Here is an 8,619-nt window from a genome sequence, read left to right as displayed (position 1 = left end):
GGCCCATTAATTGCTGATCTACCGCTACCCAGGGCTATCAACGTCGACAGCCCACAAAACTTCACGACAAAGGCGCCGTGTTGCCCCGCTTGCCCAGCAAGCAGGGGCAGCCGGCGCCTTTTTGCGTTCCCTACAGGAGCCCGCCCATGGCCAACAGCGAAGTACGCAGCGTCTGCCCCTACTGCGGCGTCGGTTGCGGCATCGTCATGAGCGTCGCCGATGGCAAGGTCGGCAAGATCAGCGGCGACAAGCAGCACCCCAGCAACTTCGGCCGCCTGTGCACCAAAGGTCTCACCGCACACCTGCCGCTGACTGCTGCCGGGCGCATGGAGGATGCCTATGTGCGCCAGCAGCGCAGCCAGCAGCCAGCGCGTACCGGCATCGACCAGGCCATCGCCGCAGCCGCCGGTCGCTTGCGCGGCATCATCGACCAGCACGGCCCCGACGCCGTGGCGCTTTACGTGTCCGGGCAGATGTCGCTGGAGGCCCAGTACCTGGCCAACAAGCTGGCCAAGGGCTTTATCCGCACCCGCCACATCGAGTCCAACTCGCGCCTGTGCATGGCCAGTGCCGGCAGCGGCTACAAGCTGTCGCTCGGTGCCGATGGCCCGCCCGGCAGCTACCAGGACTTCGAGCACGCCGACGTATTCCTGGTGATCGGCGCCAACATGGCCGACTGTCACCCGATCCTGTTCCTGCGCCTGCTCGACCGGGTCAAGGCGGGGGCCAAGCTGATCGTCGTCGACCCGCGGCGCAGTGCCACCGCCGACAAGGCCGACCTGTTCCTGCAGGTGCGCCCCGGCAGCGACATGGCCTTGCTCAACGGCCTGTTGCACCTGCTGCTGCGTAACGGCCACACCGACCCTGATTTCATCGCCCGCCATACCGAAGGCTGGGATGAACTGCCGGCCTTTCTCGATGACTACACCCCTGACCACGTGGCCGCCATCACCGGGTTGGCCGAGGCCGACATCATCAAGGCCGCCGAATGGATCGGCAGTGCCCGCAACTGGATGAGTTGCTGGACCATGGGCCTGAACCAGAGCATCCATGGTACCTGGCACACCAATGCGATCTGCAACCTGCACCTGGCCACGGGCGCGATCTGCCGCCCGGGCAGCGGCCCGTTCTCGTTGACCGGCCAACCCAATGCCATGGGCGGACGCGAGATGGGCTACATGGGCCCCGGCCTGCCAGGCCAGCGCTCGGCGCTGGTAGCGCAGGACCGTGCCTTCGTCGAGCAACAGTGGCAACTGGCCCCGGGCAGCCTGCGCAGCGAAGGCGGCGAGGGCACGGTGGCGCTGTTCGAGCAGATGAAAAGCGGCGTGGTAAAAGCCTGCTGGGTCATCTGCAGCAACCCGGTGGCCAGTGTCGCCAACCGCCAGCAGGTGATCGACGGCCTGCGCCAGGCTGAACTGGTGATTACCCAGGATGCCTTCCTCGACACCGAGACCAACCGCTACGCCGACATCCTGCTACCAGCTGCGCTGTGGGCCGAAGGCGAGGGCGTGATGATCAACAGCGAGCGCAACCTCACCCTCATGCCACGTGCCGTCGAACCGCCCGGGCAGAGCCTGCCGGACTGGCAGATCATCGCCCGGGTCGCCTGCGCCATGGGCTATGCCGACGCCTTCGACTACCCCGATGCCGAGGCGGTGTACGAGGAGATCCGCCGCTTTCACAACCCAACCACCGGCTACGACCTGCGGGGCATCGGCTATGCCGAACTGCGCGAGCAGCCGCACCAGTGGCCCTGCGCCCCGGGCAACAACAACCCGCGAAGCCCGCTGCGCTACCACAACGACGGCAGCAGCCAGACGCTGTTGCGCGATGCACAGGGCGAGCGCCCGGTGTTGGCCTTCCCGACCGCCAGCGGCAAGGCCCGCTTCTTCGCCCGGCCCTGGTTGCCGGCGGCGGAGTTGCCGGATGGCAATTACCCCATGGTGCTGAATACCGGCCGCGTGCAGCACCAGTGGCACACCCTGACCAAGACCGGCAAGGTACCGGCGCTGAACAAGCTGGAGCCCGGCCCCTTCGTGGAAATCCACTGCGACGATGCTGCCCGGCTGGGCATCGCCGAAAAGGACCTGGTGGCCATTCGCTCGCGCCGCGGGCAGGCCGTGCTACCCGCGCGAATCAGCGACCGGGTCATGCCTGGCAACTGCTTTGCCCCGTTTCACTGGAATGACCTGATCGGCGAGCAACTGGCGATCAACGCCGTGACCTGCGATGCGGTCGACCCGCTGTCGCTGCAGCCGGCGTTCAAGCATTGTGCCGTGACCCTGGAGCGGGTCGCCGGTGAGCGCATCGAAGCCCTTGATCTGAACACTGCCAATCCGGAGCCTGCCCGCATGCCGACCGCCACCCTGTCCCGTCTGCTTGGCCTGGACACCCTGCCAGCTCCGGTGCTGGCCGAGGAAGAGCGCCATTACCTGCAAGGCTTTCTGCTGGGCCTGGACCAGGCCCGCGCCGAGGGCGTGCCCTGTCTGCCGGCCAGTGCGCCGCTGGCCGCCAACCGCCGGTTGTTCGTCGATGGCTTGCTGGCCGGGCTGTTCGCCCAGCCGGCGGTGCTGCCCGATGCGGCGTTGATGGCACCACGGCACCAGGTGCTGTGGGCTTCGCAAACCGGCAACGGCGAGCTGTTGGCCGAACGCTGTGCCGAGCGCCTGCGCGGTGCCGGCCTCGACGTGCAGCTCAGCTGCATGGAAGCGGTCAGCCCGCGCCAGCTGCAGGGCGTCGCCAGCGTGGTGCTGATCGCCAGCACCTTTGGCGATGGTGACGCGCCCGACAGCGCAGCGGCATTCTGGCAAGCCTTGCAGGGCGAGGAGGGCGCCCACTGCGCCGAACTGCCTTTTGCCGTGCTGGCCCTGGGCGACTCCAGTTACGACCAGTTCTGCGGCTTTGGCCGCAAACTCGACCAACGCCTGGCCGAGCTGGGCGGGCGGCGCCTGCTGCAGCGGGTGGACTGCGAGCCGGACTTCGACGACGCCTTCGCCGCCTGGCTGGATGCGCTGCTGCCCACGCTAAGCAGCGCTGCTGCACCGCAACCGGTCACCGAGCCTGCGCCCGTGGCGGCCTATGGCAAGCAGCAACCCTGGGCTGCCACCTTGCTGGAAAACCGCCTGCTGAACGGCCCGGGTGCTACCAAGGAAACCCGTCAACTGGTGTTCGACCTCAGCGGCAGCGGCTTCACCTATGCCGCCGGTGATGCCCTGGGCGTGTGGCCGCGCAACTGTCCCGCCCTGGTCGATGAGCTGCTGGCGCTGATACAGCTCGATGGCCAGACCATGGTCGAGCTGAAAGGCCAGCCCGCCATGCCGCTGACCGAAGCCCTGCAAGCGCACCTGGAAATCGCCAAGGTCACCACGCAGCAGCTGCAGGCCTTCGCCGGCAATGCCCCGGACCTGCAGCGCCTGCTGCAGCCCGAGTGCAAGGCCGAGCTGCAGGACTGGTTGTGGGGGCGGCAACTGGTCGATGTGCTGCGCGCCTTCCCCCAGCAACTGCCGCTGGCCAGCTGGCTGGAGCTGCTCAAGCCGTTGCAGCCGCGCCTGTACTCGATCAGCTCCAGCCCGCTGGCGCACCCGCAGCAGGTGCACCTGACCGTTTCCACGGTGCGCTATGGCGCGCGCAAAGGGGTGTGTTCAAGCTTCCTTGCCGACCGTGCGCAGGCGCTGAAGGTAGCCATCTTCCCGCAAGTGTCGAAGCACTTTCGCCTGCCCGAGGACGACAGCGTGCCGGTGATCATGGTCGGTCCCGGCACCGGCATTGCGCCGTTCAGGGCCTTCCTCGAAGAACGAGAGGCACGTGGGGCGAAAGGGGCTAACTGGCTGTTCTTTGGCGAGCAGTATGCGGCCACCGATTTCTATTACCAGGAGCAGCTACAGGCTTGGCAGGCTGCAGGGCACTTGCGTCTGGACACGGCGTTTTCACGCGACCAGGCCGAGAAGGTCTATGTGCAGCAGCGCATGCTCGAACAGGGCGCGCAGTTGTGGCAGTGGCTGGAGGCGGGCGCGTACTTCTATGTGTGTGGCGATGCGCAGCGCATGGCCAAGGATGTGGATGCGGCGTTGCGGGCGATCGTGGCCGAGCATGGCGGCATGGATGCCGCGGTGGCTGCGGCTTATGTCGAAGCGCTGGGCAGGGCCAAGCGGTATCGGCGGGATGTTTATTGATGTGCACCGGGATGGGGTGTTGTGCACTGCGAATGTGCATGACCTGTGCCGGCCTCTTCGCGGGTAAACCCGCTCCCACAGGTACTGCACCGGTCTGAAAATTGTGGAGATCCCTGTGGGAGCGGGTTTACCCGCGAAGAGGCCGGCACAGGCAACCCAGTTGGCACACTCCCTGCTTTACCCTAGTTACAACAAAGCCCACTGATCAACGGCGATCAACCCGGGCCCCCTACCGTGATGAATACAGGCAAAGGCGCCTGGAGCTTCGGCTCCAGGCGCTTTTTTTTTTTATCGAGGATCGGCTTATGAAGGCAACAGCGAGCAGCGGGCAACGAGAGCGACTGGTCATCGTCGGCAACGGCATGGTCGGCCACCATTGCGTCGAACAACTGGTCAGCCGCGGCGCCTTGCAGCGCTTCGAAGTGCATGTGTTCGGCGAAGAGCGCCAGCGTGCCTACGACCGCGTGCACCTGTCCGAGTACTTCGGCGGCAGCTGTGCCGAAACCCTGGCTCTGTGCGGGCAGGACTTCTACGGCGCCAACGGTGTGCACCTGCACCTCGGTGAAGCGGTGCTGGAAATCGACCGTGAGCACGCCGAAGTGGTTACCGCCGAGGGCCGTTACGGCTACGACCAATTGGTGCTGGCCACGGGTTCCTATCCCTTCGTGCCACCGATCGAAGGTTCCAGCGGCAATGCCCGCCTGGTCTACCGCACCCTTGACGACCTCGACGGCATCCGCGCTGCCGCAGCCAGTGCCCGACGTGGCGTGGTAGTGGGCGGTGGCTTGCTTGGCCTGGAAGCAGCCAACGCTCTCAAGTCGCTGGGCCTGGAAGCCCACGTGGTGGAATTCGCCCCACGGCTGATGCCGGTGCAGCTGGACGGCGAGGGCGGTGCCGCGCTCAAGGCACAGATCGAAGCGCTGGGTGTTGGCGTGCATCTGTCGCGGGCCACCCAGTCGATCAGTGCGGGTGAAGACTACCGCTACCGCATGAACTTCGATGGCGGCGAGCATCTGGAAACCGATCTGATCGTGTTCTCCGCAGGTATCCGCCCGCAGGATGCCCTGGGCCGTGCCTGTGGCCTGGACATCGCCGCGCGTGGTGGCGTGGTGATCGACAACCACTGCCGCAGCAGCGACCCACGCATCTTTGCCATCGGCGAGTGCGCCTCGTGGAACGGCAGCGTGTTCGGCCTGGTCGCCCCGGGCTACAGCATGGCGCGCAACCTGGCGGCATTGCTGATGGGTGAAGCCGCTGGCGAATTCACCGGTGCCGACATGTCGACCAAGCTCAAGTTGCTGGGCGTGGATGTCGGCTCCATCGGCGATGCCCATGGCGCCACTCCGGGCGCACGCAGCTACCGCTTCATCGACGAAGCCAACAGCGCCTATCGCCGGCTGGTGGTGGATGCCAGCGGCAAGCACGTGCTCGGTGCGGTGCTGGTGGGCGACAACAGCTACTACGACACTCTGCTGCAATACGCCCAGAACGGCATCGCCCTGCCAGCCGACCCGGCGGCACTGATCCTGCCGCAAGGCGGCGGCGCACCGGCCCTGGGGGCCGATGCGCTGCCCGACAGCGCGACCATCTGCTCCTGCCACAACGTCAGCAAGGGCGCGGTCTGCGCCGCCATAGACAGCGGCTGCGGCGACCTTGCCGCAGTCAAGGGCTGCACCAAGGCCGCCACCGGTTGTGGTGGTTGCGCGGCACTGCTCAAGCAGGTGTTCGAGCACGAGCTGACCGCCCGCGGCGTGGCGGTGGACAAGAGCCTGTGCGAGCACTTCGCCTACACCCGTCAGGAGCTGTACGGGCTGGTGCGGGTAGAGGGTATCCGCACCTTCAACGAACTGCTCGAACGCCACGGCAAGGGCCACGTTGGCTGCGACATCTGCAAGCCGGCGGTGGGCAGTATTCTCGCCTCGTGCTGGAACCAGCCGATCATGGACCCGGCGCTGGTGCCGCTGCAGGACACCAACGACACCTTCATGGCCAACATGCAGAAGAACGGCACCTACTCGGTGGTGCCGCGCATCCCCGGTGGTGAAATTACCCCCGACAAGCTCATCGTGATCGGCCAGGTGGCGAAAAAGTACGATCTGTACACCAAGATCACCGGCGGCCAGCGCATCGACCTGTTCGGCGCCCAGTTGCACGAGCTGCCGCTGATCTGGGGCGAGCTGATCGAGGCCGGCTTCGAAACCGGCCATGCCTACGGCAAGTCGACCCGCACGGTGAAATCGTGCGTCGGCAGCACCTGGTGTCGTTACGGCGTGCAGGACAGCGTCGGCATGGCCCTGCGCCTGGAAGACCGCTACAAAGGCCTGCGCAGCCCGCACAAGCTCAAGTTCGCGGTGTCCGGCTGCACCCGCGAATGTGCCGAAGCACAGAGCAAGGACATCGGCGTGATTGCTACCGACAAGGGCTGGAACCTGTACGTATGCGGCAACGGCGGCATGCGCCCGCGGCACGCCGAACTGTTCGCTACCGACCTCGACGACGAAACACTGGTGCGCCTGATCGACCGCGTGCTGATGTTCTACATCCGCACCGCCGACAAACTGCAGCGCACCTCGGTGTGGCGCGAGAACCTGGAGGGTGGGCTGGACTACCTGAAGCAGGTGATCATCGACGACAGCCTGGGCCTGGCCAGCGAGCTGGAGGCGCAGATGCAGCATGTGGTCGACCAGTATGAATGCGAATGGGCCAACGCCCTCAACGACCCCGAGAAGCTCAAGCGCTTCCGTACTTTCGTCAACGACCGCCGCGCCGACCCGGACGTGCACTTCGTGCGCGAACGCGAACAGCGCCGGCCTGCTGCGCCACTGCACCTGATCCCAACCGTCGAGGAGGCTGTCTGATGAACTTGTCCAATGCTGCTGTGAAAACCCAAGAGAACTGGCAGGCGGTGTGCCAGGCGGATGACCTGGTGGCTGATTCCGGGGTGGTGGTCTGGCTCGACGGGGCCCAAGTGGCGCTGTTCTACCTGCCGGGGCAGGCGCAGCCGCTGTACGCGGTGGACAACCGCGACCCGCGGTCCGGCGCCAACATCATCGGTCGCGGCCTGGTGGGCAGTGTGCAGGGCGAGCTGGTGGTGGCGGCGCCGTTGTACAAGCAGCACTTCAGCCTGGAGAGCGGGGAGTGCCTGGAGGATAGCGGGCAGCGCCTGCGGGTGTGGCCGGTGCGGTTGAACGGGGAGGCGGTGGAGTTGGCTGTGGCCTGATAGTCATCTGCCGTCTGCACCGGCCTCTTCGCGGGCACGCCCGCTCCCACAGGTACTGCGCAGGTCTGGAGAGCTGTGGAGATCCCTGTGGGAGCGGGCGTGCCCGCGAAGAGGCCGGGACAGGCAATATACATAACCAGACCCAGCAATGCGGTAAGCTTGAGCCCATGAACCTCGACACCCGCATCAAGTACCGCCACCTGCTGTGCTTCCTGGAGATTGCCCGGCAGGGCAGCCTGGCCAGGGCTGCCGACATCCTGGCAATCAGCCAGCCAGCCATCTCCAAGACCCTCAAGGAACTCGAAGACCTGCTGGAAACGCGCCTGTTCGCGCGCAGCCGTCAGGGCGTCGAGCTGACCCCGGCGGGCACGCGTTTCATGCGCTACGCCGGGCCCAGCGTGCAGGCCCTGCGCGATGGCGTCAGCAGCCTGCGTGGCGAGGCGCGGGCGCCGTCGCAGGTGCGTATCGGTGTGCTGTCCACGGTCGAAGGCCTGCTCATGCCCGAAGTGCTGTGCCGCCTGCACCAGCGGCATGAGGCGCTGGTAATCAGTGTGGTCACCGGGGTCAGCGCGCAGCTGCTCGGCCAGTTGCGCCTCGGCGAACTGGAACTGGTGGTCGGGCGCATGACCGACAGCCCGCAGATCCAAGGCCTGTCGTTCGAGCACCTGTACAGCGAGTCGATGAGCCTGGTGGTGCGGCCAGGCCACCCGCTGCTGGCCTGCAAGCCAGTAGAGCGCGGGGAGGTTGGACATTACCCGCTGGTGCTGCCGCCAGCCGGCACCACCATCCGCCAGCATGCCGACAGCCTGTTCGTGCAATGTGGCATCCAGATGCCCGCCCAGCGCCTGGAAACCCTGTCGCTGGCGCTGAGCCGGCGCTACCTGCTGGGCAGTGATGCAGTGTGGGTTGCGCCGCGCGATGCGGTGCTGCTCGACCTGCGCCGGGGCGAGCTGGTCGAGCTCGACCTGGGTGTGCGCGAGCCGGGCGGCTCGGTCGGCATCTGTCGCAATGCTGCCTTGCCGCAGAGCCTGCCTGGGCAGTGGGTATGCGAGGTGTTGCGCGAGGTAGCGGGGCAGTACCGAGAGGGCAGCTACCCCTGAACGCAGGTATTTTTGGCCCTTTCGCCGGCAAGCCACACACAGGGATAGCAACTGCTTCCGGGCCTGTGGTGAACCTGTGGGAGATTCTATGGTTTTAGGGAAGTTTTTTAAGCGGCTTTTGACCGAT

Annotated in this window: 4 protein-coding genes; all 4 read left to right on the top strand. The window is 66.1% G+C overall.

Annotation, left to right across the window (positions count from 1 at the left end; genetic code table 11):
* The first annotated feature begins 146 nt into the window (after nt 1-146).
* The 4 genes from MJ643_RS27065 (at nt 147) to pcaQ (ending at nt 8,492) form a co-directional block, all read left to right on the top strand.
* Nucleotides 147-4,172, top strand: coding sequence for a bifunctional nitrate reductase/sulfite reductase flavoprotein subunit alpha (locus MJ643_RS27065; protein ID WP_208209449.1), 4,026 nt, complete (start codon nt 147-149; stop codon nt 4,170-4,172).
* A 305-nt stretch (nt 4,173-4,477) separates the two neighbouring features.
* Nucleotides 4,478-7,030 (top strand): nitrite reductase large subunit NirB, encoded by a 2,553-nt coding sequence (gene nirB / locus MJ643_RS27060; protein ID WP_208209448.1) that lies wholly within the window; start codon nt 4,478-4,480, stop codon nt 7,028-7,030.
* Nucleotides 7,030-7,392 carry a nitrite reductase small subunit NirD gene (gene nirD, locus MJ643_RS27055; protein ID WP_196184200.1) on the top strand — a complete coding sequence of 121 codons (363 nt, stop codon included), beginning with the start codon at nt 7,030-7,032 and terminating at the stop codon, nt 7,390-7,392. Before nirB ends, nirD begins: the two co-directional genes overlap by 1 nt.
* A gap of 167 nt (nt 7,393-7,559) precedes the next feature.
* Nucleotides 7,560-8,492 (top strand): pca operon transcription factor PcaQ, encoded by a 933-nt coding sequence (pcaQ, locus tag MJ643_RS27050; RefSeq protein WP_013971406.1) that lies wholly within the window; start codon nt 7,560-7,562, stop codon nt 8,490-8,492.
* Nucleotides 8,493-8,619: the final 127 nt, after the last annotated feature.

It is taken from the genome of Pseudomonas sp. PNPG3 (assembly GCF_023093815.1).
In the GTDB taxonomy this organism is placed as follows: Bacteria; Pseudomonadota; Gammaproteobacteria; order Pseudomonadales; family Pseudomonadaceae; genus Aquipseudomonas; species Aquipseudomonas asiatica.
This window is presented reverse-complemented; position numbering and strand designations above follow the sequence as displayed.

What these genes read in the sequence shown, in the direction of transcription:
- nirD (WP_196184200.1), top strand. Translation starts at nt 7,030, where the DNA reads ATGAACTTGTCCAATGCTGCTGTGAAAACCCAAGAGAACTGGCAGGCG.
- nirB (WP_208209448.1), top strand. Translation starts at nt 4,478, where the DNA reads ATGAAGGCAACAGCGAGCAGCGGGCAACGAGAGCGACTGGTCATCGTC.
- pcaQ (WP_013971406.1), top strand. Translation starts at nt 7,560, where the DNA reads ATGAACCTCGACACCCGCATCAAGTACCGCCACCTGCTGTGCTTCCTG.
- MJ643_RS27065 (WP_208209449.1), top strand. Translation starts at nt 147, where the DNA reads ATGGCCAACAGCGAAGTACGCAGCGTCTGCCCCTACTGCGGCGTCGGT.